The following is a 23,998-nucleotide window of genomic DNA, read 5'->3' as shown; positions in this document are numbered from 1 at the left end:
GCCGGATGGTACCGGGTTTATGCAGATTGAAGAAATGATCTTCAATCTGCATAAGACGCCGCCGCGCGGGGATGTGCGTCAGCCGTTCACGATCTTTCCGGGAAGCGCGCCGGTGTGCTTGCCCTGGTCGAACAGGACTTCGCCGTTCACCAGCACATATTCCATGCCGGTCGGCGGCGAATACAGGCGCTTGCCGCCGGCCGGCAGGTCGTACAGGACCTTCTCGGCGAGCGTCGACGACTGGACCGTGGCCGGGTCGAACACCATGATGTCGCCCGCCTTGCCGGGGGCGATGCGGCCGCGGTCGGCGAATCCGAAGAAGTCCGCGGGGTCGGAGGTCATCCGCTGGATCGCATGCTCCAGGCTGATCGCCTGCTCCTCGCGCACCCAGTGCCCGAGCATGTGGGTGGGGAAGTTCCCCATGAACATCATGTCGACGTGCGCGCCCGCATCGTGCTGGCCGAGGAGAATGCGCGAGTCCGAAATCATCTGCCGCAGGTACTTGGGGTCGCTGTTGTAGATATAGGCCCGGATCACGAATTCCAGGTTGTCGGCGATGGCGAGGTCCATCATGACGTCCAGCGGATCCTGCCCGCGCTCGCGCGCGATGTCGTCGATGGTGCGGTCCAGAAGCGGCTGGAGCTGCGCGCTCTTCACATGGTGTACGGTGCTGCTCTTCCAGTCGCCGACGATCTTTCCGCCCTCGGCAAGATTCGCCTTGGCCTGCGCCCGCCACGCCGGGTCGCTGTACATCGCGATCTGTTCCTCCCTCGGCTTGCTCAGGGCCATCTTGAAGGCGCCGACGTCGGCGAACATCATGGGGCTCCTGAAATTGATCTCCATCGTGAACGGGATGGTCGTCGTCTGCGGACGCGCGCCGCGGCGGCGCAGCGGCTCCACCATCTGCAGCATGCGCTCCACCGCGGAGGGGTCGTCGGTGCGATGCAGGGCGCCCGAGAACGTGACGGGCCGCCCGCCGCTTTCCTCGACGAGCAGGCCGATGATCGAGAGCTCGTCCTTCGTCGGCTTGGCGATGGCGTCGATCACGTTGAACTGCATCGCGCCCTTGCCGAGATCGCGCAGCACGCGGGCGTACTCGCGCATCTCGTCGGCATCGGTCAACTGGCCGGGCATCGGGTTGCCCTTGTAGCCGACCTGCCGGCGCACGGTCGTCGCGCTGAAGCCGAGCGCGCCGGCCTCCACCGCCTCGCGGATCGCCTGGGCGATCTTCGTGCGCTCTTCCGGCGTCGCGCCGCGCTCGACGGACGGCTCGCCGATGACGTAGCGGCGCATCGGGGACAAGGGCACGAACGCGGCGACGTTGATGCCGAGGCCGCGCTTGCGAATGCAGTCGAGGTACTCGGGGAAGGTTTCGAACTTCCAGTCGATGCCGGCGTTGAGGCTTTCGTAGGAAACCCCCTCGAGAATGACGAGGTCCTGCACCACCGCTTCGCGGTCCTGCGGCTTGCACGGCGCGATGCCGATGCCGCAGTTGCCCTGGACGACCGTGGTCACGCCGTGCTCGGCCGAGGCGCCGAGCAGGCCGTTCCAGACGACTTCGGCGTCGTAGTGGGTGTGGACGTCGATCGCGCCGGGCGCGACCACGAGTCCGGTCGCATCGATCGTGCGCCGCGCCGCGGCCGAAATCGTGCCGATTTCGGCGATGCGGCCGTCCTGCAGCGCCACGTCGGCCCGGAAGCCGGGTGCGCCCGTGCCGTCGACGACGGTACCGCCCTTGATCAGGATGTCGTAGGCCATGCTTTCTTTTTCCCCTTGGTTGGTGAGAGTTCCGTGACCCCGAGTGTGGAACGCCGGAGCCCTCGCGTCCATTGCCGGTTTTCCGCGGGAACGTTCGCGATTTGCGAACTCTCGTCCGAAGCGCGGCAGTTCGCGGACAGTTCGCAGAACGCGAAGCGTCGCGGGCCGAAAAAGTAATGGACGCGGCGGGAGTCCGCCGGGAACACTCGCGCGATGGCAAAGACGCTTTACGACAAGTTATGGGACAGCCACGTGGTGCACGTCGAGGACGACGGCACCGCGCTGCTCTACATCGACCGGCACTACGTGCATGAGGCAACGAGCCCCCAGGCCTTCGAGGGCCTGAGGGAGGCGGGCCGCAAGGCCTGGCGCACGGGTTCCGTCGTCGCGACGGCCGACCACAGCACGCCGACGAAGAACTGGCAGGAAGGCCTGGCGGGCGTCGGCGATCCGCTCGCGCGGCTGCAGATCGAGACGCTCGACGCGAATGTCCAGGCCTTCGGCGCCAAGGCCTATTTCCCTTTCCTGGACGGCCGCCAGGGCATCGTTCACGTGATCGGACCCGAGCAGGGCGCGACCTTGCCCGGCATGACCGTGGTCTGCGGCGACTCGCACACCTCGACGCACGGCGCCTTCGGCTGCCTGGCCCATGGCATCGGCACGTCCGAAGTGGAGCACGTGCTCGCGACCCAGTGCCTGATGTCGAAGAAGATGAGGAACATGCGCGTCAACGTCGAAGGCGAGCTCGGCGCCGGCGTGACCGCCAAGGATGTCGCGCTCGCGATCCTGGGGCGCATCGGCACGGTGGGCGGTGTGGGCCATGCGATCGAGTTCGCCGGCAGCGCGATCCGCGCGCTGTCGATGGAAGGCCGCATGACGGTCTGCAGCATGGCGATCGAGGGCGGCGCGCGGGCCGGCATGATCGCCGTCGACGACACCACGGTCGAGTACCTGCGCGGACGGCCGTTCGCGCCGGCGGCCGAGCAGTGGGACAGCGCCGTGGCGTCCTGGCGAACGATGAAGAGCGACCCGGATGCGAAGTTCGACCGCGAGGTCACGCTGGATGCGGCGGCCATCAAGCCCCACGTCTCCTGGGGCACGGCGCCGGACATGGTCGTTCCGGTGGACGGCCTCGTGCCCGATCCGGCGCGGGAAGCGGACGAGGTCCGGCGCGGCACGATCGCGCGGGCGATCGACTACATGGCTCTCGTGCCCGGCATGCCCATTTCCGACATCCGAATCGACAAGGTGTTCATCGGTTCCTGCACGAACTCGCGGATCGAGGACCTCCGGTCCGCGGCGGCGATCGTCAAAGGCCGGCACGTCGCGCCCGCGGTCAAGCTCGCCATGGTCGTTCCCGGCTCCGGCCTCGTGAAGAAGCAGGCCGAGGCCGAAGGGCTGGACAAGGTATTCACGGAGGCGGGATTCGAATGGCGCGAGCCGGGCTGCTCGATGTGCGTCGCCATGAATGCGGACCGGCTGGAGCCCGGAGAGCGTTGCGCATCCACGTCCAACCGCAACTTCGAGGGCCGGCAGGGCGCTGGCGGCCGCACGCACCTCGTCAGCCCGGCCATGGCGGCCGCGGCGGCGATCGCCGGCCATTTCACCGACGTGCGGAGCTGGAACTGACGATGGACAAATTCACTTTTCTCGATGGCCTCGTGGCCCCGCTCGACCGCGCGGACGTCGACACGGACCAGATCATTCCCAAGCAGTTCCTGACGTCCATCAAGCGCACGGGTTACGAAGCCGGCTGCTTCGCGGAATGGCGAAAGGCGCCGGACTTCGTGCTCAACCAGCCCGCCTATGCCGGCGCGCAGATCCTGCTGGCGCGCGCCAATTTCGGCTGCGGCTCTTCGCGGGAGCATGCGCCCTGGGCGCTGCGGGACTTCGGCTTCAGGGCCGTCGTCGCGCCCTCGTTCGGAGAGATCTTCTTCAACAACGCGACCAAGAACGGCGTGTTGCCGGTCGCGCTGGCCGAGCCGGAGGTCGACGAGCTGTTCCGCGCCTGCGCGGCATCGCCGAGCGTCCGGCTGCGCATCGACCTCGAGCGACAGAGCGTCACCACCGCGGACGGCGCCAGGACCTTCTGCTTCAACATCGACCCGTTCAGGAAATACTGCCTGCTCAACGGCCTCGACGAGATCGGCCTGACGCTGCGGCACGAGGACAAGATCCGGGCGTTCGAGGAACGCCGCCGGGCCGAGGTGCCCTGGAACTTCTGAAAACGCGAAACGCCCCCTCGGGGGCGTTTGCGATGCCTGCCGCGGCTGGCTTCAGTTGTCCAGGGAGATCTTCAGCTTCCTGATGATCGCGGCGCCCTCGGCCGTTTCGCGTTTGATGACCGCATCGAGATCCGGCGGCGACAGATAGCTCACGTCGACGCCTTGTGCTTCGGCACGCTGCCTCACCTCGCGCGTTTCGAGCGCCTTCTGGATGTTGCTCGTCAGCGTGGCCACGATGGCCGGCGGGGTACCGGCGGACGCGAAGAGGGCAACCCAGGTCTCGAGCTCGAACTTGAGGCCGGCTTCGGCGGTCGTCGGCACGTTGGGCAGACCGGGGTGCCGCTTCTTCCCGGTGACCGCGAGCGCCCTGAGCTTGCCGGCCTGCACATGCTGCAGCACCGAAGGCGGGGAGGTCATGAACATGTGAACGTCGCCGGAGAGAAGGTTCGCGATCGCGGCGCCGGAGCCCTTGAACGGGATGTGGACGATGTTCGTGCCCGTGATGTCCTTGAGCATTTCCGTGCCGATGTGGGCCGGAGAGCCGATGCCGCCATTGTCCGCATAACTCAGCTTGCCGGGATTGGCCTTCGCGTACGCGAACAATTCCTGCAAAGTGTTGGCCGGCACCGAGGGATGCACCGTGATGACGTTGGTCGACGCCGTCAGGTTCGCGACAGGCACGAAGTCCTTCTGCGACCACGTGAGGTTCTTGATCAGCGAAGGATTGAGCACGTGCCAGAACGAGGTGCAGAGCAGCGTGTGCCCGTCGGCCGGCGCGCGCAGCACCGCGTTGTAGCCCACGGTGGCGTTGCCGCCGGGGCGGTTGTCCACGATCACCGAGGTATTCAGTAGCTTGCCGAGCGGCTCGGACACCATCCGCGCCGACATGTCGAGGATGCCGCCGGGCTGGACCGGGGCGACGATCGTGATCGGCTTCGAGGGAAAGGCCTGCGCGCGCGCGAACGGGCTGAGCAAGGGGGTGGCGGCGGCGCCTGCGGCGCCGCGAAGCAGCGAACGACGGATCATGAATGCTCCTTGGATGAAACCGGGATGAGTACTGCGTTTTTGTTCGCCCACGGGAGCAGCGAGCACTCCGCCTCGGGGCGCGGACAACTTCGTTGTCACCGCGCGCAGTGTTGCAGTCGCGGTCCGCTAACGTCAATTCCCGATTCCGTTCACTTTCCTTCGCGTTCTGTTAAGTGACGCCGGGAATGTTCCCGGATGAACAATACGAGCGAACTCGCATGCGGATTCACGATGCCCGAGCGCGTTGCCACCAGCAACTGGCGGATGGCCCAGGGCTCGGCGAGCGGGCGGCAGACGAGACCCATGCCCCGCGCGATCTGCGCCGCCACGCCCGGCAGCATGGCGATGCCCATCCTGGCGGCCACGAGGTGGCACATCGTGTCGAAGCTGCGGGTCTGCATCCGCAGCTTCAGCACACGGCCTTCCGCGTGCGCCGCCTCATGCAGTCGCCGCAGCAGTGCGGCGCCGTCCGAGAAGCTGATCCAGTCTTCGTCGAGCGCCTCCGCGAATGCGAGTGGCGTCTGTTCGTGCGAGAACCTGTGACCCGGCGGGAACACGAAGACGAGCTCGTCCTGGTCGAACGCATGCACGTCCAGCCCCTGGGTCTCCTGGCCCTCGACGAACACGCCCACATCCGCCCGCCCTTCGTGCAAGGACTTCACCACCATTTCGGACACCTGCTCCTCGAGGTGGACGCGGACCCGGGGAAACTCCCGGGCGTAGTCGCGAAGAATCGGCGAGAGGGATTGGCTGAGCGCCGCGGTGCTGGCCGAAAGCCGCACCTGCGTCAGCGTGCCCAGCTGCATGTTCGTGAGTTCCGCGCCGAGGAGTTCGACGGCCTGCAGGATGCCCACGCCGTGCCGGTAGAAGGTTCGCCCGGCGGGCGTGGCCTGCAAGCGCCGGCCCTGGCGCTCGAAGAGATCCGCGCCCACGGCGAGCTCCAGGTCCTTGATGCGGCGGCTGGCCGCGGGGAGCGCCAGATGCGACCGCTCCGCGGCGGCGCTCAGGCTGCCGTGCTGCACGCAGTCGACGAGCAGGCGCACGGAGACGAGATCAAAGCGCGAGAGGTGCTTCACCATCGGATTCATGCGCGCATTCTGCAGCCTCGGTGAACGGGCCGGATGCGAACGCATGCCGCCGGTCCTGTTCGGGACCGCGCGCGGGCGCGCCTGCGCTTGCGCTTCAGGGGTCGCGCGCCGGCCCCGCGAGCGACGAGGGCGACACATGCACCGCGCAGGCGAAGTCGAGCTGCAGCACCTGCGTGAGCCGCCCGAAGCCGAGATGCCGCGCGGCGAGCACGCACAGATCGAACATCTCGGTGTCGCTGAAGACCGCGCGCATCCGCGCCATCAACTCGTCGTCGATCGAGAAATGGTCGTGGCAGAAGCGGTGCGTGTACTCGAAGGCGAGACGCTCGCGCTCGTCGAACGCGGCATTGCCGCGGTCCTCGAGGACGAGGCGGTAGAAGTCCATCCCCAGGCCCGCGCCGCTTCCGTCGACGTCGCGCGCGGCCAGGCAGATCGGGCACTGGTTGCAGTCGGCCACGATGTAGCGCAGTCCTTCGCGGATGCGCAGCGGCAGCACGCTGTCGTGATAGACGGAATAGCGCAGGCCCAGCACGGCCTGGCCGAGCTTCGGGTTGAGCTGCCACACGCGCTCGATCTCGTGGCCATCGCCTTCGGGAACGTTCAGTCTTGCCATGTCATTCACCTTCGGAAGTGCGGATCCAGTTCAGCAGCGAGTATCGCCGCGTCCCCTGGGTCCGGTGATCGAACACGCCGCGCACCGCGATGTCGGCGTGCAGCACCTGCATCGGATCGCCGAGCAGGTTGCCGAGCAGGCGCACGTTCCCCGCGTGCGGCAGCTCCACCAGCACGGCGCAATACGGCGTGGCGCCTTTCAGGACGGGATGTACCGGATGCCACACGCGCTCCCACGAGTACACGCGCCCGCGCGGCGCAACCTCGTCCCAGCCCATGTCGAACGAGTGGCAAGAATGGCAGATCCATTCCGGTCCCCACTGCCATGTCCCGCACGCGCGGCACCGCTGGATGCGCAGCACGTCTTCCCTCAGGCCCTCCCAGAACGGCGCGCTCAGGCCGTCGTTCTCGGGCGCGGGGATCGGAAGTCCCGTCGGCAAGGCGGAGGTGGACTCGCTCACAACACGTCCTCGGTTCCGAGCAGCGCGTCGCTCACGGGCGTGACGAGCGGACCCGCCGAGACGAGCGCCACCTTCGCGTCGCGCACCGGATTGCACGATTCGCCGCGCAACTGCCGCACCGCCTCGACGAACAGGCCAAGTCCATGCATGTAGCACTCCGCGAGGTTGCCGCCGCTCGTGTTGAGCGGCAGCCTGCCGTGCGGCGCCTGCAGGTTCTCGAACCTCAGGAAGTCGCCGGCCTCTTCCGCGCGGAAGAAGCCGTGCTCGATCAGGCTCATGACGACGCCGCCCGTGAAGTGCTCGTACGACTGCACCACGTCGACGTCGGCGGGCGTGAGGCCGGCCATCGCATACAGGCGCGGCGCGACGGTCTTGAAGCCGGCGCTGCCGAGGTCCGGCACGTTGAAGCCGGTCGCTGCGCAGCGGTAGTGCGAGCCGGCCGCGGCCGCGAGCAGATAGGCCGGTTTCTTCGCAAGATCGCGCGCGGCCTCGGCGCGCACGACGAGCAGCGCCGCCGCGCCGTCGTTCTCCTGGCAGCAGTCGTAGAGGTGGAAGGGCTCGACGATCCAGCGCGAGGCGCGGTACATCGCTTCATCGAGCGGCTTGCCGTACATGATCGCGCGTGGGTTGTTCTGCGCATGGTGGTACGAGGCGAGGGCGATGGCCATCAGCGCATCCTGGCCGATGCCGGCTTCCGAGAGGAAGCGGTTCACCTTCAGCACGTGGCGCTGCGCGGGCGTGATGACGCCGTAGGGAATGCGCAGCGCCTCTTCGCCGGTGACCTCCTCGGCACGCGCGTCCTGCCCATAGCCCGCGCCTTGGCCGAAGCGTCCGAACTGCCCCTGGTTCAGCGCACGGAACACGATCACTCGCTCGGCCATGCCCGACGCGATGGCCGCCGCCGCATTGCCGACGGCGGCCGCGCCGCCGCCACCGCCGCCGCCCCATTGCATGGTGGCGTAGCGCAACTCGCGGATGCCGAGCGCGGCGGCCAGGCGCGACGGATCGTTGCGGTCGTTGGAGTACGACGCGAATCCGTCGATGCTGCGCGGATCGACGCCTGCGTCCTCGCACGCGCGCAGGATCGCCTTCAGTGCGAGCTTGAATTCCGGGTCGGGCGACTGGCCGTGCCGGTAGTACGTCGTCTCGCCGACGCCGACGATGGCGGCCTTGCCGCGAAGGGTGGCGTCCATCGCGCGTGCCTCAGGTCCCCGGCTCCATCACGCCGAGCATGTCCGCATAGAAGGGCTGGTGCGCGCTCATGCCGCCGTCGATCACGAGCAGGTGGCCGGTGATGAAACGCGCCTCGTCGCCCGCGAGGAACGCCACCGCGTTCGCGACGTCGTCGGCCCGTCCGGCCCAGGGCACGAGCTGGTGGCGGATCAGCGTCTCGCGCAGCGCGGGCGGCAGGCCGCGGCCGGCGGGGCGCTCGCCTTCGAAGCGGATCAGGCCCGGCAGCACCGCATTGCAGCGGATGCCCTTGCGGCCGTACTGCGTCGCGACCGCGCGCGTGAGCTGGTTGATCGCGGCCTTGGATGCGCCGTAGGCCGTCGAGGTGAGCTCCCCCGCGATGCCGGAGAGCGAGGAGGTGTTGACGATGCTGCCGCCGCCGCCCGCGAGCATGTGCGGGATGGCATGCTTGCAGCCGAGCATCTGGCCGCGCACGTTGACGGCGAGCGTCTCGTCCCAGAGCGCGACGGAGGTGGACGCGACGTCCTTGTCCTCGCCCACGAGATGCATCGCCGCCGCATTGTTGTGCAGGATGTCGAGGCGGCCGAAACGCTCGATGGCGCGTTGCATGACCATGGCGATCTGCGCTTCGTCCTGCACGTCGCAGGCGATCGGGACCGCACTGCCGCCGCCATCGACGATGCGCGATGCGGTGCGCGTCACGGCCTCCGCATCGATGTCGCCCATGACGACGTGCGCGCCGCGGGCCGCGAGGCCGCGCGCCGACGCGGCGCCGATGCCGGTCGCGCAGCCGAGCACGACGGCGACGCGTCCCGCGAGCGGCGGCGTGCCGGACGATGTCTCAGGCACCGGGGCTCCCGGCCTTGTCCGGCGCCGCTCGCGAGCCGCCGAACCACGAGCCGCCGAACATCGAGCGGCCCGGCAGGCTGCGGCCGATGATGCCCTCCGGCCGCAGTGCCATCAGCAGCACCGCGATCGCGCCGAAGATGACGAGCCGCCAGGTGCTCGCGAAGCGCAGCAGCTCCGGCAGCAGCGTCCAGATCACCGCGCCGAGGATCGGCCCCTTCCACGAGCGCGTGCCGCCGATCACCACCATCAGCAGCAGCGCGAGGCTGTGCTCGAAGCCGCCTTCGCGCGGCGTCATGATCGTCGTGCTGCCCGCGTAGAGCGCGCCGGAGACGCCGGCGATGCCCGCGCCGAGCGCGAACGCGGTGCGGCGCACCTGGCGCACGTCGATCCCGAGCACGAGCGCCATTTCGAGATCGAGCTTGGTGACGGCGTTGATCTGGTAGTTGAGCGAATGGTCCCAGCGCCAGACGAAGAGGACGGTGACGAGCAGCACGCCCAGCGAGAGCGGCAAGGTCGTGAACATCGGGATGCCGCCGAGGCCGAAGTGCCCGCCGAGGAAGGGCATGTGGCCGATCGCCTCGACCAGCGCGCCGCCGAAGCCGAAGGTGGCCACGGCGAAGTACAGGTCGCGCAGCCGCCGCGTCGCGAGGGCGAGCAGGTAGCCCGGGATCGCCGCCGCCAGGAAGCCCACCGCGAGCAGCAGCGCGACGGGCCACTGGAGCTTCATCGCGACGTAGCCCGCGAAGTAGCCGCCGAGCGCGTAGAGCGCGCCGTGGCAGATGGAGAGCTGCCCGCTGGTGAGCGTGACGTAGTAGCCGAGCGCCCCGATGCAGTTGATCGAGATCAGGATCAGCAGGTGGTGCCAGTCGACGGTCGCCATCAGCCGGCCCTCCGGAGGGTGCGGCGGAAGATGCCTTCGGGCAGCACGAGGAGGATCAGCAGGAACAGCGAGAACTGCACGAGCAGCGTGAAATCCGCGCCGAGATACGTGGTCGTCATGGTCTCCGCGATGCCGAGGAAGAACGCGACGATGACGGCGCCCTCCACGCGGCTCGCGCCGCCGATGATCGCGGCCGTCAGCGCCGTAAGGCTGAAGCCGATGCCGAGGTTGGGCGTGAGGTTGCCGTACTTCAAGCTCAGGAGCACGGCGGCCAGGCCCGCGAGCAGGCTGCCTGCGGCGAAGGTCGCGGCGCGCACGCGCTTCACGTTCACGCCCATCGCCGCGGCCGTCTCGCTGTCTTCCGCCACCGCGCGAACGAGCGAGCCGGTGCGCGTCTTTTCCGTGAAGAACTTCAGGAAGGCGAAGCCCGCCGCAAGCACGAGGACCGACGCGATGGCGATGGGTGTGATCGACACCCCGGCGATGCGGAACAGCGGCGCGACGGCGGCGTTGTTCGGCACGAGCTGGGTGTCGGGGCCGGCCAGGATCTGGATGCCGTTGGCGAGGATGAGGCCGACGCCGAAGGTGGAGATCAGCGTGCCGAGGTGGCCGCCGTGCAGCGCGGGCCGCACCGCGAGGCGCTCGGTGAGCAGGCCGATGGCGAGCGACGCCAGGACCACGACGAGCATGCAGACGTACAGGTTGTTCGTGACCTTGTGGAAGAACCACACGAGGCCGATGTACGCGGCCGCGATGAGGATCTCGCCCTGCGCGACGCTCATCACGTCGAGCACGGAGAAGATGAGCACGATGCCCAGGGCCACGAGCGCGTAGGTCGAGCCGATGGTGAGGCCGTTGACCAGTTGCGCGAGAAACAGTTCCACGCGTGTCCCCTTCGTTTCTAGTGCAGGCCGAGGTAGGCGTCGGCGACCGCGCTGGACGATTTCAAATCCTCGGCGGTGCCCGATGCCACCACGCGCCCCGTCTGCAGCACGTACGCGCGGTCCGCGACCTCGAGCGCCATCGCCGCGTTCTGCTCCACGAGCAGGATCGTCACGCCCTGCGAGCGCAATTCGCCGATCGCGCGGAACACTTCGTCGATGAGCAGGGGTGCGAGGCCGAGCGAGGGCTCGTCCATCAGCAGCACCTTCGGGTCGGTCATGAGCGCACGACCGAGCGCCACCATCTGCTGCTCGCCGCCGGAGAGCAGCGCGCCGGACTCCGACATGCGGGTGCGCAGCGCCGGGAAGCGCTGCAGCACGCGTTCGAGCCGCGTCTCTCCGGACTCCTTCGACGTCGACAGCCGCGCCGCCATCAGCAGGTTCTCGCGCACGGACAGGCGGCCGTAGACCTTGCGGCCCTCGGGCACGATGCCGATGCCGGCGCGCGCCACTTCGTGCGGCTCCATGCCGCTCAGCTCGCGCCCTTCCAGATGAACTTCGCCGCCGACGAGCGGCGCCATGCCGAGGATCGCGCGCATGATCGTCGTCTTGCCCGCGCCGTTGGCGCCGAGGATCGTCACGGTCTCGCCGCGCCGCACGTCGATGGACACGCCGTCGAGCGCCGCCACGGCGCCGTAGCGCACGCTGACGTTCGACAGGCGCAGGTAGGGGGTCGCTTCGTCCGTCATGCCTGCGCCGACGCCTTCGCTTCGCCGCGCGTGCCGAGATAGGCTTCGACGACGGCCGGGTTGTTGCGGATTTCCGCCGGCGTGCCGGTGGCGATGCGCTCGCCGCGGTTGATGACGGTGATGCGCTGCACGACGCGCATCACGAATTCCATGTTGTGTTCGATCAGCACGACGGTCACGCCGAGTTGCCGGTTCGCGGCGGCGAGCAGTTCGCCGAGCTCGACGACCTCCGCGGGGTTCATGCCGGCGGCGGGTTCGTCGAGCAGCACGACCTTGGGTTTCGCGACGAGCGCGCGCGCGATTTCCGTGCGCCGCTGCAGCGAGAAAGGCACTTCCTTCGGCAGCTTGCCGCGCACGGCCGCCGGCACCTTCATCAGGTCCAGCGCCGCGTCGGCCTGCGCCAGCGCGGCGTCGCGCGTGGAGCGCACGTCGAACCACAGCCGCAGCGCCGAAGCGAACGGCCGCTGGTGGCGGTACAGCACGCCCGTGGCCGCGTTCTCCTGCAAAGTCAGTTCCGGGTTGAGCCGCAGGCGCTGGTAGGTGCGCGCGACGCCGAAGTCCGCCACGCGATGCGGCGCGACGCGCGTGAGATCGGCGCCGTCCACGACCACGCGTCCGGCATCCGAATCGATCATGCGCGTGATGACGTTCACGAGCGTGCTCTTGCCCGAGCCGTTGGGGCCGATCAGCCCCACCAGCTCGCCCGCGTTCACTTCGAAGTCGACTCCGGCGAGGGCCTTCACGCCGCCGAAGCGGCGATGGACCTGTTCGACTTGCAGGATCGGAACGCTCATTGGAGTTTGATGTCGCCGACCTTCTTCAGTTCGCCGTTGTCTCCCACCTGCACGAGAGGGACGCTCTGGCGCACCGCGTCGCCGCTGTTGTTGTACGACACGTCGCCGGTGATGCCCTTGTAGCCGCGCGTCTTGCCCAGGCCGTCGCGCAGCGCCTGGCGCGTCACGGCCTTCTGCGTCTTCAGCGCATTCGCGATCAGCTTCACCGCCTCGTAGCCATAGGACGCGATGGCGCTCGGATCGGCGTTGTGCGCCTTCTTGAACCCCGCGATGAATTCGTTGGTGCCCGTGCCCGCGCCCGAGAGGTAGCTGCTGTACGAATAAGCGCCCTTGCTCGCGCCCTGGGAGACGGTGAACACCGACGCCGCGAGGATGCTCGCGTCGCCCATGATCGGCGCGTTGATGCCCGCCTGCCGGATCGCGCGGATCAGCGGGCCGAGCGTGCCGGAGAGCGCGCCGATGCCGACCAGCTGCGTGTCCTTCTTGATCTGCGTGACGATGGCCGAGAAGTCCTGGGTGGCCGACGGGAACTGGATGCGCTGCACCGTCATGCCCTTGCCCTCCGCGGTCTTCTGCCACAGGTTGCCGGCGTCGACGTACGCGCCGTTGTCGCTGTAGTTGAGGATGGTGATCGACTTCGCCTTCGAGATCGCCGCGACCTGGTTGACCAGCGGGCCGAGCACCGTGGGCTGCGCCTGGTTCAGGCGGAAGGTCCATTCGTTGAACTTGAGGTCCGGCACGCCCGGCACCGTGCCGGCCGATGCGGGCGCGTACACCACGATCTTGTTCGATGCGGCCAGGCCGGTCACCGCGCCGACTTCGGCGGCGTTGATGGGGCCGAGGATGGCGATCACGTTCGGATTGCGCGCGAAGCTGCCGACCAGCTGCACGGCCTGCGCGGGCGCGCCCGTCGTGTCCTGCACTTCCAGCTTCAGCTTGCGGCCGAGCACGCCCCCCGCCGCATTGACCTCGTCGATCGCGAGCTGCGCGCCCTTGACCACGTCGGCGCTGACCTGGCCGGCCGGGCCGGTCATCGCCAGCGGCGCGCCGATGACGAGCTCCTGCGCCGACGATGCGCCGGCCGCGAAGGCCAGCATCGACGCCGCGAAGGCGGATAGGACGTTTCTGCGTTGCACGAGTGTCATGGCTTGTCTCCGTTGATGGGGTGAGAGTTCAGCGCGCGTGGTTCAATCGCAGGCCCCGGCGCGGCCACGGCACCGCGACGAGCTTTCCGAGCGTGGACAAGGTGACGTAGGCGGTGCGCATGTCCGGCCCGCCGAAGCACAGGTTGGTGGTGAAGGGGTCGGGCAGGGGGACGTGCTCGACGGTCCGGCCGTCCGGCGAGATCGCGGTGATCCCGCTGTTGTAGAGCGTCGCGACGCAGGCCCAGCCTTCGCCGTCGACCTTCATCGAATCGAACCATTGCCAGCCGCCGAGGCCGGCGAGCAGATGGCCCTTGCGTCCGAGCTGCGCCGCATCGGAGCGCGCGAACTCGCCCGGCGCGCTCAGGTCGAAGCGCCACATGCGCGCGGTCGGCGTCTCCGCGACGTACACGCTCTTGCCGTCCGGCGAGAGCGCGATGCCGTTGGGGCCGATCATCGTGCCGAACATCTTCCGGATGTACGAGCCGTCGAACTTCGCGTAATAGATCGCGCCATGGTCACGGTCCTTCTGCCGCACCTTGCCGTGGTCGGTGAACCAGAAGCCGCCGTGCGCGTCGGCCACGATGTCGTTGGGCGCGATCAGCGGCACGCCGTCGCATTCGGTGTAGAGCCGCTCCATCTTCCCCGTGCCGGGGTCGATGCGCATGATGAAGCCGGGCGGCGCGTTGTCGGGCGCGAAGTGCGGCAGCAGCTTGCCGTCGCGCTCGTGGAAGTCGGCGATGCCGCCGTTCGTGCCGTACAGCGCGCCGTCGGGGCCGAAGGCGATGCCGCTCGGGCAGCCGCCGACCTTGGCCAGCACCGTGGCGCTGCCGTCCTTGCGGATGTGGCGGATCGCGCCCGCGGCGGTCTCGCACACGTAGAAGCCGCCGTCGTCGAGGGCGATGGGGCCCTCGGGGAACTGGAGGCCGCTGAAGATTTCCTTGAATTGCGTCGTCATCGTTTCACCACGTAGCCCGCCTTCTCGCGGTCCCAGGTCGAGGGGCCCGGCCCGCGCGCCTTCAGCGCGAGGTGCTGGACTTTCTGCGTGCTCGTCTTCGGCAACTCGTCGACCACGTCGACGAAGCGCGGCATCGCGTAATAGGCGAGGCGGCCCTGGCAGAAGTCCATCACCTCCTCGGGCCGCAGCGTCTCGCCGGGCACGGGCACGATGGCCGCCATCACCTCCTCTTCGCCGAGCTCGGACGGCACGCCGAACACCGCGCTCTCCTGCACCTTGGGGTGCATGTCGATCACGCTCGCGACTTCCCAGGCCGAGATGTTCTCGGCGCGGCGGCGGATCGCTTCCTTCAGCCGGCCGCAGAAGTAGAGGTGGCCGTCGGCGTCCATCTTGCCGAGGTCGCCGGTGTGGAACCAGCCGCCGCGGTAGGCGTGCGCGGTCGCTTCGGGCAGGTTGTGATAGCGCGTCGCCTGACCGGCGGGGTGGCGAAACAGGATCTCGCCCAGCGTCTCGGGCGGCAGCGGCATGTCGTTCTCGTCGACGATGCGGAACTCCGAGCCGCCCGCGCCGGGGCCGGCACTGCCGACGCGGCCGTCGTTGTTGACGGTCATGCCGACCGCATCGGACATCGAATACGACTCCATGATGCTGACGCCGAAGCGCTGCTCGAATTCGCGCCAGATGCCGGGCGGGCAGCCGATGGAGAAGATGCGGCGCACCGGGTTGTCCGCATCGTCGGCACGCGGCGGCTGCTTCAGCAGGATGGGAAACATCGAGCTGAACAGCTGCGTCGCGACCGCGCCATGCCGGCGGCACTCGTCCCAGAAGCCGCTCGCGCTGAACTTCTCGCCGAGCGCGAGGCACGCGTCGAGACGGATCGACGCGTTCACGCCGATGTAGAGGCCGCTGCCGTGGAAGAGCGGCATGCAGGTGTAGTAGGTCTCGCCGGGCTGCATGCGCAGGCCCTCGCGGATCGGGCCGAGGTGAGACTCGAACGTGTTCGCGTAGATGCCCTTGGGCGTGCCGGTCGTGCCCGAGGTGTAGATGATGTCGACGACCTTGCTGGGCGTCGCGACCTCGACGTCGGGCTCGGTGTCCGGCGCCGTCATCAGGTCGGCGAAGGCAAGCTCGCCCGGCGCGGCCTGGCCGAACACGATGGCGCGCGTGAAGCCGGGGCACGCGGGACGCAGCTCGTTCAGCGGCTCGCGGACGTCTTCGTCGTGGATGATCGTGCGCGTGTCCGAGTCGGACACCATGTGCGCGAGCGCGGGCCCGCGCTGCCACTTGTTGAGCGGCACGAAGCCCGCGCCGATGAGGATGATGCCGAAGTAGGCCCAGATGAAGTCCGGCTTGTTCCCGGCCATGATGCCCACCCGCTCGCCGGGCCGCACGCCGGCGCGCAGCAGGCCGTTGGCGGCGCGCTGCGCGTTCGACAGGAACTGTGCCCAGGTGTAGCGCTCGTCCCGGAACTTGAGCCACACCGCATCGGGATGCGCGCGCACCCGTTCCCGGATGATGCGTTCGATGTCTCCCTGCGCGCGCACGGGCGTCCTCCGGTCAGGTCATCGACAGCGTGAACTGCTGCGTCGTGCAGCGCGCGGCGGGGTCCGTCTTCACGTTGACCACCGCCGTCACGCCGGCATCGACCTGCGCCTGCGCACGCCGCAGCGCGGGGCCGACATCCTCGACGCGCTCCACGTATTCGCCGTAGGCGCCGAGCGACTGCGCCAGCACGTCGTAGCGCGTGAAGCCGAGGTCGCGACCCGGCTTGCCCTTGGGCCAGTCGGCCGACCAGCCGCCGTTGTTGCTGATGACGAGCAGCACCGGCACCTCGTGGCGGACCATCGTGTCGATCTCCATCGCATTGAAGCCGAACGCGCCGTCTCCGGTGACGACGATCACCTGCTTGTCCGGCTTCGCGACCTTCGCGCCCAAGCCGAAGGGAACGCCCACGCCCATGGTGCCGAACGGTCCCGAGTTGATGCGGTGTCCCGGCGCGAAGGTCGGCATGACCTGCCGGCCGTAGTTGAGGATCTCCTGCCCGTCGACGCAGAGGATCGCGTCGCGCTTCGCGATGGCGTTGATCTCGCGCAGCAGGCGGATCGGATGCACGGGCTCGCTGGAATAGGCTTCGGCGGCGGCTTCGGACTTGCGCGCGTCGTCGTGCCTCTTCAGGTGCGCGCGCCATTCGGCGTACGCCTTGCCGTCCACCTTGCCGTCGAGCGACGAAAGCAGCTGCTTCAGCACTTCGCGGCAATCGCCCACGATGCCGATCTCGACTTCGCGCGCGGCCGTCGCGATCTCCTCGGCATCGATGTCGATGCGCGCGATGGTCGCTTCCTTCGAGAAACGCGGCGCCACGCCGTGGCCGATGATGTAGTTCATGCGCGTGCCGACGATCAGCACGAGGTCCGCTTCCTTGAATGCGAGGGAGCGCGGAGTGCCGAAGGCGAGCTCGTGATCGTCGGGCACGCAGCCGCGTCCTTGCGGCGTGGGGAAGAACGGGATGCCCGTGCGCTCCACGAACGCCTGCAGTTCGGCCGAGGCCCGCGACCAGATCACGCCGCTGCCGGAGACGACGACGGGGCGCTTCGCGGACCTGAGCCTGTCGACCAGCTGCGCGACCCGGGCCGGGTCGCCCTGAGGCCGCGCGGCGAGCGGCGGCCGGCGCGCGAAGCCCAGGTCGAGCTTGCTCTCCTCGATGGTCTCGAACAGCAGGTCCGCGGGAAAGTCGAGGTACACGGGACCCGGCTTGCCGCTCATGGCCTTCTGGAAGGCGGTGTTGACGAGTTCGGGAATGCGGTCGAGGTGCTCGGCGCGCGCGGCCCACTTCGTGACCGGCTTCATGATCGCGACCTGGTCGATCTCCTGGAACGCCTGGCGTCCGACGAGGTTCGACGGGCTCGAGCCGCCGATGGCGACCACGGGCGAGCAGTCGATGAGCGCATGCGCGAGGCCGGTGGTCAGGTTGATCGCGCCGGGGCCGCTCGCGGCCATGCAGACGCCGGGCTTCTGCGTGAGGCGCGCGTACGCCATCGCGGCCATTGCCGCCGCCTGCTCGTGACGCACGTCGATGGCGCGGATGCCTTCGCGCATGCACGAGTTCTCCGTCTGCAGCATCGGGCCGCCCATCAGGTAGAACATGTGCTCGGTCCCCTGGGCGCGCAGCGCCTTCGCGATGATCTGTGATCCAGTGAGTTCGCTCATGCCATGCCTCGGTGTATCGGCGGGTCGCCCAGCGAGCGGATTCTCGCCTTGTCAATACTCTCGGGAATTGGTGTATTCCCTAAAGTATTAAAAGATACTGGCCGGTATGAGTCGGCGGACGCGAGCGGGGACGCTAGGTCGGGGCGCGCTTCGCCTGCGCAGGCGCCTTCTTGCGTGGCGCCGTCTTCGGCGCGCGCGCACGAAACGCCGGTTCGTAGCCGACCAGCCGCAGCGCCATGGCCGTCATCTGCGCGCGGATCTGCTCCGCGGAGAGGCGACCCTCGGGCTTGTACCAGCGGTGCGTCCAGCGGACCATGCCGCTGAGGGCGAAGGACGCGAGCTGCGGGTCTTCCACCTTGAACACGCCCGCCTTCACGCCGTCGGCCACCACCGATGCGAGCATCTGGTCGAATTCGCGCTGGCGGCGGCGGAAGTCCGCGAGCTTCTCGGGGCTGAGGTGCTTCTCCTCCTTCAGGGAGAACGCGGTGTGCTGGCGGCGCGAAAGGTTGTATTCGAGGAAGACGGAGATGAAGAGCTCGAAGCGCTGCACCGGATCCTTCTCGGACAGCTTCTCGAACTGCTCGACGCCGATCTCGAAGTGCTCGAATACGCGATCGAAAAGACGCTCGAGCAGGTGATGCTTCGAATCGAAGTAGGTGTAGATGAACGGCTTGGTGACGCCGAGCGCGGAGGCGATGTCGTCGAGCGTGGTGCGCTCGAAGCCGCGCTCGTGGAACAGGGAGGTCGCCGCATCCAGGATGAGCGTCTCCTTGTATTCCTTGATCTGCGCCCGGGCGGAGCCCTCGGGGGCGGTCGCGGTCTGCGGTCGTGCGTCGGCTCGGCTGCTCTTCATGCGGCGCATTCTAGAGAGCGGCCGACAGCGCCTCGACCGCGTGGCGATCATTTCCGGGTCGCAGGATGGATGGCGTGCGCGGCCAGCCCCGACTCCTTGCGCGCCACGTGCAGCGGATCCTCGCCATCGCGCGTGCCGAGCAGCCACGTTTTGCCGCGCGGATCGTCGGAGGACACGGTGATCGTGTGCATGGAGTCGAACACGGTGCGGCGCTTCGCGACCTTCCACACTCCGTTGCGCTTCTCGAAGCGGTCGACGTAGCGGCCCAGCACTTCGACGGCGGCGTTGCCGGCGCCCAGGCCCTTGGCCAGCATCTCGCGGTGGCCGCCGGCTTCCTGCGCGAGCTCCAGCTTCGCCATGAAGTAGGTCTCGACCACGGCTTTCTCGGGCGACGCGAACTCGATCAGCATGTTGCTGAGCATGTGCGCGGACTTCAGCACGCCGGGGTCGTTGTGCCGCTCGCTCACCCACGCGACGAATTCGTCGCGCACGCCGTGGAAGTCGGCGTGGTCGTCGTGGCCGTCCTCGAAGAAGGTCGCACGCACCGCTTCCCAGTCGCGCCGGTCCACGCCGCGGCAGTACCGCAGCATGACGTCGCGAATCTGGTCTTTGTCGAGAAGGGTTTGAATCGAGGTGTCCATGCCCTCGTTGTAGGGCATGGACTTCCCCGTGCGTTACGGGGTCGGGCGCTGCGTTCCGGGATTCGGAATCGCGGCGTCCTTGCTGCGCTGCGGCAACCGCATCGTGCGCAGCCTGTCGAGCGCGCCCCAGATGCCCTGCGGCATGAAATAGACGAGCAGGATCAGCAGCACGCCGTAGATCGCGCCGGGCAGCGACTTGGAGATGTCGGCGGCGAAGTTCGGCAGGTACACGATCACGACCGCGCCGAACAGCGCGCTCGGGATGAAGCCCATGCCGCCGATCACCATGCCCACCAGCAGGAACACCGACAGGAACATGTGGAACGAATCGGGCGCGAGGTACTGCACCGTGATCGCGTTCAGCGCGCCCGCGATGCCGGTGTACATCGCGCTCACGCCGAAGGTGAGCGACTTGTAGATGGCGGTGTTCACGCCCATCGCCTGCGCGGCCATCGGCTGGTCGCGGATCGCCACGAGCGCGCGGCCGATGCGCCCGCGCACGAGATTCCAGGCGCAGAGGAAAAGGACCACGGTGATGGCGAGCACGAAGAGGTACAGCCACACGTCCGCGTTGAAGGCGCGGCCGAAGAGCTCGAACTCGAAAGGCGAGTTCGGCTTCTCGATGGAGGTGCCCGGCGCGCCGCCGGTGTATTTGGAGAACTTCTTGTACTTGAGCAGCTGCGGCACGGCCAGCGCGAGCGCGAAGGTGGCGAGCGCGAGGTAGTGCCCGTCGAGCTTGAGCGCCGGCAGGCCGAACAGGAAGCCAATGGCGAGGCACACGAGCGCCGCCGCCGGCACCGTGGCCCAGTAGGGGAAACCGGCGAAGTTCATGAGCAGCGCCGTCGTGTAGGCGCCCACCGCGAAGAACGCGCCGTGCCCCACCGAGAGCTGCCCGTTGTAGCCGGTGAGCAGGTTGAGGCCGAGGATGGCGATGGCGAAGATCAGCACCTGGCTCGCCTGGAACAGGCGGAAGTCGGGTGTGAAGAGCGGCAGCGCGACGGCCACCGCGACGGCCACGCCGATCAGGACCTTCTGCTTCGAGGACAGTGTCTTCATGGTGTCCCCTTCAGACGCGCACGACGCGCTTGCTGCCGAACAGGCCGGTGGGCCGGAAGATCAGCACCGCGATGATCAGCACGAGCGCGACGGTCAGCTTGAGGTCGGTGCCCACGAAATAGGTGCCGACCAGATTCTCCAGAACGCCAACGATGATGCCGCCCACGAAAGCGCCCGGCGGGCTGTCGATGCCGCCTACGAGCGCCGCGGCGAAGGCATACAGCAGCACGCCCACCATCATCTGCGGCTCGAGGAACACGACGGGCGCGACCATGATGCCGGCGACCGCGCCGACGGCCGCCGAGAGGCCCCAGCCGAGCGCCAGCATCCAGCCGACGCGAATGCCCATGAGCCGCGCGGACACCGGGTTCTGCGCGGCCGCGCGCATGCACAGGCCCAGCGCGGTGTAGCGGAAGAACACGAAGAGCAGCGTGAGCATGATGACCGCCACCAGCATGATGAACAGCTGGTGCGCGCTGATCAGCGTCGTGCCCGTGTTGAAGCCCTTCAAGGGGCTCGGGAAGTCGAAGGGCAGGTAGCCCCAGATCCAGCCGGCGACCGAGTTGAAGACGAGGAACAGGCCGAAGAACACGATGACCTGCGACATCTCGGGCGCGTTGTTCAGCGGCGTGAGCAGCACGCGCTGGATGAGGACGCCGCCCGCGAACGAGAGCGCGACGGCCGCCGCGAACGCGCCCCAGTAGGGCAGGCCGACCGTCATCAGCGTCCAGGCGACGTAGGTGCTGAAGGTCGCCATTTCGCCCTGCGCGAAATTGATCTTCTCGGTGGACGTGAAGATCATCACCATGGCGAGGCCGACGCAGCCGTAGATGGCGCCCGTGGCGATGCCGGAGAAGACTTGGGAGAGGAAGAGATCCATGGAGAGCCTCAATAGCCCAGGTAGGTTCGGCGGATCGCGTCGTCGTCGCGCAGCGTGGCGGCCGTGCCCGACATCACGACGCGCCCGGTCTCGATCAGGTAGGCGTCGTCCGCGAGCTCCAGCGCGAGCGCGGCGTTCTGCTCGATCAGGAAGATGCTCACGCTCTCCTCCTTGTTGATGCGCTGCATGATCTGGAAGATTTCGCGGACCACGAGCGGCGCGAGGCCGAACGAGGGTTCGTCGAGCAGCATGAGGCGCGGCTTGAGCATGAGCCCGCGCGCGATGGCGAGCATCTGCTGCTCGCCGCCCGACAGCGTGCCGGCCTGCTGGCGCAGCCGCTCCTTCAGGCGCGGAAAGTAGCCGAGCACGCGCTCCTCGTCCCGCGCCACCTCGGCGCGGTTGCGGCGCGCATGGGCGGCGAGGTTCAGGTTGTCCTGCACCGTCAGGTTGGTGAACGTGCCGCGGCCCTCGGGCACGTGGGCGATGCCCATGCGCACGATGTCCTCGGTCGACTTGCCGTCGATGCGCTGGCCGTCGAACCAGATCTCGCCGGTGCGGCGCACCATGCCGCAGATCGCGCGCAGCGTCGTGGTCTTGCCCGCGCCGTTGGCGCCGAGCAGCGTGGTCACGCCGCCGCGCTCCACCGCGCAGTCGACGCCGAACAGCGCCTGCGTGCCGGCGTAGTGCGCGTCGACGTTCTTCAGTTCGAGGATGGCTGCCATGTCAGAGCTTTTCGCCCAAATACGCGCGGATCACCGCGGGGTCGCGCTGCACTTCGGCCGGCTTGCCTTCGGCGATCTTCTTGCCGAAGTCGATGGCGACGACCTTGTCGGAGATGGCCATCACCAGGCTCATGTGGTGTTCGACGAGCAGGATGGTCACCTTCTCGGTTTCGCGGATGCGGCGGATCTGCTCGCTCAGCGTCTCGATCTCGCCGTGATTCAGGCCGGCCGCGGGCTCGTCGAGCAGCAGCAGCGTCGGCTCGGACATGAGCGCGCGCGCGAGTTCCACGCGCTTCTTCACGGGGAAGGGCAGGCCGCCCGCGGGACGGTCGACGTACTCCTCGAGCCCCATGAAGCGGATCTTGTCCATCGCCTTCGCCTCGACGGCTTCCTCCTCGCGCGCGACCCATTTCAGGCCGAGCGCGTTGGAGAGGAAGTCGCTCTTCGTGACGTGGTGGCCGCCCACCAGCACGTTGTCCAGCACGGTGAGCGTCTCGAAGAGCGCCGCGTTCTGGAACGTGCGGCCGATGCCGAGGTCGGCGATCCGGTGGCGGGCCAGCGACATGACCGACTGGCCGCGAAACCGGATGTCGCCCGAGGTCGGGACGTAGAGCCGGCTCAGGCAGTTGAACAGCGTCGTCTTGCCGGCCCCGTTGGGGCCGATCAGGCCGACGATGTCGCCCTCGTCGACGTCGAAAGTGATGCCGTCCAGCGCGAGGATGCCCCCGAACCGGACGGTGACGTCGCGCACGCTCAAGAGCGGCGCCGCCGCCGGCGGGCGGGGCGTCGCAGCCGCGGGAGAAGCGATGGCGCTCACTCCTTGATCATCATCCACTGGTCGCCCTGGAACCGGTAGTAGCGCAGCTTGTTCACCGCCGAGCGCACGGTGGGGCTCGTCTGGATCTTCAGGCCGGGCAGCAGGTAGGGCGAGTCGTAGTTCATGCTCAGCGCGATCTTCATGATGTTCTCGCGCGTGAGGTCGTTGCCGGCCGTGCGGATCACGTTCGCGAGCGTCTCGGCGACCATGTAGCCGTAGACGTTCCACCAGTCGGTCTTCAGGCCTTCCGGATAGTTCTTCGTCATCCAGTCGCGCCATGCCTTCATGCGCGGGTCGTTGTCCCACTGCTTGTCGGTCGGCTCCTTGATGAACTTGCCGGCGACCAGGCCCTGCGACTTGTCGAAGCCGGCGGGCTGCAGCACCTGCGCGATGGACGAGGAGTTGTTGGTCGTCACGTGCAGGCGCTGCCAGCCGATGTCGTGCGCGATACGGATCGCCTGCGCGGTGAACTTCGCGGCCGTGCTGTCGAAGAAGGCGTCCGCGCCCGAGGCCTTGGCCTGGCGGATCTGCGAGTCGATGGTCGCGTCGGTCACTTCGTACGTCTGCTCCGACACGATCATCTTCACCTTGTCGGCGCCCAGGCCTTCCTTGAAGCCGATGGCGGTGTCCTTGCCGGAGTCGTCGTTGGCGTAGAGCAGCGCGATCTTGGCGTTGGGCTTGGTGCGCAGGATGTAGCGCGCCGCCTCGCGGCCCTCGTCGATGTAGGTGGGCGAGAAGCTCATGGTCCACGGCGCGGTCTTCGCGTCGGTGAAGCGCGTCGCGCCGGACAGCACGAAGACCTGCGGCACCTTGCGGTCGTTCAGGTACTTCTGCACCGAGGCGTTGGGGCCGGTTCCCATCGAGCAGCACATGAAGAGCACGTTGTCGGATTCGACGAGCTTGCGCGTCATCTCCACCGTCTTGGGCGGGCTGAAGCCGTCGTCCACGCTCATCAGGTTGATCTTGCGGCCGTTGATGCCGCCCTTGTCGTTCAGCTCCTTGAAGTACGCGACCATCACCCGGCCGAAGGTGCCGTAGGTCGCGGCCGCGCCGCTGTACGACATGGTCTGGCCGATCTTGATCTCGGTGTCGGTGACGCCGGGGCCGTATTTCTTGGGGCCGCCTTGCTGCGCGAAGGCGGGAAGGGCGAGCGCGATGAAAGCGCTCGCGAGCAGGGTTCTCTTCAGCAATTGCATGGATGTCTCCTC

24 protein-coding genes are annotated in these 23,998 nt (G+C 68.0%); 2 read left to right on the top strand and 22 right to left on the bottom strand.

Annotation, left to right across the window (positions count from 1 at the left end; translation table 11 throughout):
* Window positions 1–78: 78 nt before the first annotated feature.
* A complete protein-coding gene (locus AB7E83_RS00200; RefSeq protein ID WP_428563769.1) occupies window positions 79–1,758 on the bottom strand; it encodes an N-acyl-D-amino-acid deacylase family protein in 1,680 nt (559 codons plus the stop codon).
* 213 nt (window positions 1,759–1,971) lie between these two features.
* On the opposite strand from AB7E83_RS00200, the gene leuC reads away from it, so the two are divergent.
* Together leuC and leuD are read left to right on the top strand one after the other, a co-directional pair.
* The gene (gene leuC, locus AB7E83_RS00195; RefSeq protein WP_428563766.1) at window positions 1,972–3,387 is read left to right on the top strand and encodes a 3-isopropylmalate dehydratase large subunit; all 1,416 of its coding nucleotides are present in this window, start codon (window positions 1,972–1,974) and stop codon (window positions 3,385–3,387) included.
* 2 nt (window positions 3,388–3,389) lie between these two features.
* Window positions 3,390–3,983 carry a 3-isopropylmalate dehydratase small subunit gene (gene leuD, locus AB7E83_RS00190; protein WP_428563763.1) on the top strand — a complete coding sequence of 198 codons (594 nt, stop codon included), beginning with the start codon at window positions 3,390–3,392 and terminating at the stop codon, window positions 3,981–3,983.
* Between the two features lie 51 nt (window positions 3,984–4,034).
* Here the strand turns inward: leuD and AB7E83_RS00185 are convergent, their stop codons facing one another.
* From AB7E83_RS00185 to AB7E83_RS00085, 21 genes are all read right to left on the bottom strand, one after another.
* Window positions 4,035–5,009: a Bug family tripartite tricarboxylate transporter substrate binding protein gene (locus tag AB7E83_RS00185; RefSeq protein WP_428563760.1), complete on the bottom strand. Its 975-nt coding sequence runs from the start codon at window positions 5,007–5,009 to the stop codon at window positions 4,035–4,037.
* 149 nt (window positions 5,010–5,158) lie between these two features.
* Window positions 5,159–6,097: a LysR substrate-binding domain-containing protein gene (locus AB7E83_RS00180; RefSeq protein WP_428563757.1), complete on the bottom strand. Its 939-nt coding sequence runs from the start codon at window positions 6,095–6,097 to the stop codon at window positions 5,159–5,161.
* Window positions 6,098–6,191: 94 nt separating this feature from the next.
* Window positions 6,192–6,710, bottom strand: a complete 519-nt coding sequence (locus AB7E83_RS00175) for a carboxymuconolactone decarboxylase family protein (RefSeq protein WP_428563754.1) — start codon at window positions 6,708–6,710, stop codon at window positions 6,192–6,194.
* Window position 6,711: 1 nt separating this feature from the next.
* Entirely contained in the window at window positions 6,712–7,170 is a 459-nt protein-coding gene (locus AB7E83_RS00170) for a Zn-ribbon domain-containing OB-fold protein (RefSeq protein ID WP_428563751.1), read from the bottom strand.
* On the bottom strand, window positions 7,167–8,363 hold the full coding sequence (locus tag AB7E83_RS00165) for a thiolase C-terminal domain-containing protein (RefSeq protein WP_428563748.1): 1,197 nt from the start codon (window positions 8,361–8,363) through the stop codon (window positions 7,167–7,169). The genes AB7E83_RS00170 and AB7E83_RS00165 overlap by 4 nt, the downstream gene beginning before the upstream one ends.
* A 10-nt stretch (window positions 8,364–8,373) precedes the next feature.
* Window positions 8,374–9,210: an SDR family NAD(P)-dependent oxidoreductase gene (locus AB7E83_RS00160; protein ID WP_428563745.1), complete on the bottom strand. Its 837-nt coding sequence runs from the start codon at window positions 9,208–9,210 to the stop codon at window positions 8,374–8,376.
* On the bottom strand, window positions 9,203–10,090 hold the full coding sequence (locus AB7E83_RS00155; protein ID WP_428563742.1) for a branched-chain amino acid ABC transporter permease: 888 nt from the start codon (window positions 10,088–10,090) through the stop codon (window positions 9,203–9,205). Before AB7E83_RS00155 ends, AB7E83_RS00160 begins: the two co-directional genes overlap by 8 nt.
* A complete protein-coding gene (locus tag AB7E83_RS00150; protein WP_428563739.1) occupies window positions 10,090–10,974 on the bottom strand; it encodes a branched-chain amino acid ABC transporter permease in 885 nt (294 codons plus the stop codon). The genes AB7E83_RS00155 and AB7E83_RS00150 overlap by 1 nt, the downstream gene beginning before the upstream one ends.
* 17 nt (window positions 10,975–10,991) lie before the next feature.
* A complete protein-coding gene (locus tag AB7E83_RS00145; protein WP_428563736.1) occupies window positions 10,992–11,720 on the bottom strand; it encodes an ABC transporter ATP-binding protein in 729 nt (242 codons plus the stop codon).
* Window positions 11,717–12,514 carry an ABC transporter ATP-binding protein gene (locus AB7E83_RS00140; RefSeq protein ID WP_428563733.1) on the bottom strand — a complete coding sequence of 266 codons (798 nt, stop codon included), beginning with the start codon at window positions 12,512–12,514 and terminating at the stop codon, window positions 11,717–11,719. Before AB7E83_RS00140 ends, AB7E83_RS00145 begins: the two co-directional genes overlap by 4 nt.
* Window positions 12,511–13,659, bottom strand: a complete 1,149-nt coding sequence (locus AB7E83_RS00135) for an ABC transporter substrate-binding protein (protein WP_428563730.1) — start codon at window positions 13,657–13,659, stop codon at window positions 12,511–12,513. Before AB7E83_RS00135 ends, AB7E83_RS00140 begins: the two co-directional genes overlap by 4 nt.
* A gap of 28 nt (window positions 13,660–13,687) precedes the next feature.
* Window positions 13,688–14,614 (bottom strand): SMP-30/gluconolactonase/LRE family protein, encoded by a 927-nt coding sequence (locus AB7E83_RS00130; RefSeq protein ID WP_428563727.1) that lies wholly within the window; start codon window positions 14,612–14,614, stop codon window positions 13,688–13,690.
* Window positions 14,611–16,158, bottom strand: coding sequence for an AMP-binding protein (locus AB7E83_RS00125; protein ID WP_428563724.1), 1,548 nt, complete (start codon window positions 16,156–16,158; stop codon window positions 14,611–14,613). Before AB7E83_RS00125 ends, AB7E83_RS00130 begins: the two co-directional genes overlap by 4 nt.
* 13 nt (window positions 16,159–16,171) lie before the next feature.
* Window positions 16,172–17,821, bottom strand: coding sequence for a thiamine pyrophosphate-binding protein (locus AB7E83_RS00120; RefSeq protein WP_428563721.1), 1,650 nt, complete (start codon window positions 17,819–17,821; stop codon window positions 16,172–16,174).
* Between the two features lie 133 nt (window positions 17,822–17,954).
* Window positions 17,955–18,674, bottom strand: a complete 720-nt coding sequence (locus tag AB7E83_RS00115; RefSeq protein WP_428563718.1) for a TetR family transcriptional regulator — start codon at window positions 18,672–18,674, stop codon at window positions 17,955–17,957.
* A 47-nt stretch (window positions 18,675–18,721) separates the two neighbouring features.
* Entirely contained in the window at window positions 18,722–19,333 is a 612-nt protein-coding gene (locus AB7E83_RS00110; protein ID WP_428563715.1) for a nuclear transport factor 2 family protein, read from the bottom strand.
* A gap of 15 nt (window positions 19,334–19,348) precedes the next feature.
* Window positions 19,349–20,371, bottom strand: coding sequence for a branched-chain amino acid ABC transporter permease (locus AB7E83_RS00105; RefSeq protein ID WP_428563712.1), 1,023 nt, complete (start codon window positions 20,369–20,371; stop codon window positions 19,349–19,351).
* 10 nt (window positions 20,372–20,381) lie between these two features.
* On the bottom strand, window positions 20,382–21,251 hold the full coding sequence (locus AB7E83_RS00100; protein ID WP_428563709.1) for a branched-chain amino acid ABC transporter permease: 870 nt from the start codon (window positions 21,249–21,251) through the stop codon (window positions 20,382–20,384).
* Between the two features lie 8 nt (window positions 21,252–21,259).
* Window positions 21,260–21,973: an ABC transporter ATP-binding protein gene (locus AB7E83_RS00095; protein WP_428563706.1), complete on the bottom strand. Its 714-nt coding sequence runs from the start codon at window positions 21,971–21,973 to the stop codon at window positions 21,260–21,262.
* 1 nt (window position 21,974) lies between these two features.
* Window positions 21,975–22,790, bottom strand: coding sequence for an ABC transporter ATP-binding protein (locus AB7E83_RS00090; protein ID WP_428563704.1), 816 nt, complete (start codon window positions 22,788–22,790; stop codon window positions 21,975–21,977).
* Window positions 22,787–23,986: an ABC transporter substrate-binding protein gene (locus tag AB7E83_RS00085; protein ID WP_428563701.1), complete on the bottom strand. Its 1,200-nt coding sequence runs from the start codon at window positions 23,984–23,986 to the stop codon at window positions 22,787–22,789. Before AB7E83_RS00085 ends, AB7E83_RS00090 begins: the two co-directional genes overlap by 4 nt.
* Between the last annotated feature and the right edge of the window lie 12 nt (window positions 23,987–23,998).

This window comes from Ramlibacter sp. (assembly GCF_050250995.1).
GTDB lineage: Bacteria > Pseudomonadota > Gammaproteobacteria > Burkholderiales > Burkholderiaceae_C > Ramlibacter.
Note: the sequence above shows the minus strand (reverse complement) of the source record. Positions and strands in the feature narration are given on the sequence as shown.